This is a genomic window from Streptococcus oralis subsp. oralis, from assembly GCF_002096435.1.
Taxonomy (GTDB): domain Bacteria; phylum Bacillota; class Bacilli; order Lactobacillales; family Streptococcaceae; genus Streptococcus; species Streptococcus oralis_AA.
In genome coordinates this window covers 1-291 of the sequence record NZ_NCUI01000010.1, presented here as the reverse complement: position 1 = coordinate 291, position 291 = coordinate 1, and the positions used below count along the sequence as shown (strand labels likewise).

Annotated in this window: 1 protein-coding gene; it reads right to left on the bottom strand. The window is 43.3% G+C overall.

Features of this window, described 5'->3' with window-relative positions; genetic code table 11:
* Positions 1-291 (bottom strand): G5 domain-containing protein (locus tag B7723_RS00050; RefSeq protein ID WP_193432017.1); only part of this gene is annotated, 291 nt, incomplete at both ends.

Genomic DNA, 291 nt, shown 5'->3' with positions numbered 1-291 from the left:
TCCTTAGTCGTTACAACTGGGGCTACTACTTTCTTAGTTCCAACTTCGACAACTTCGTCTACTGCTGGAGTGGTGATTGTGTTTGATTTCTCAACACGACCTGTTTCAACACCATCTGTGTAAGTCACTGTTTCAACAATGGTACGAACACCTTTTTGACCAGCTGTCTTCACTCGGCGAACACCTTCAGCTAAGAGTGCATTTTCAACCTCACGAGTCTGGAAGGCAACTTCTTCAGTTTTGGTTACTTCCTTAGTCGTTACAACAGCTTTTGAACCGGTATAAGTAATC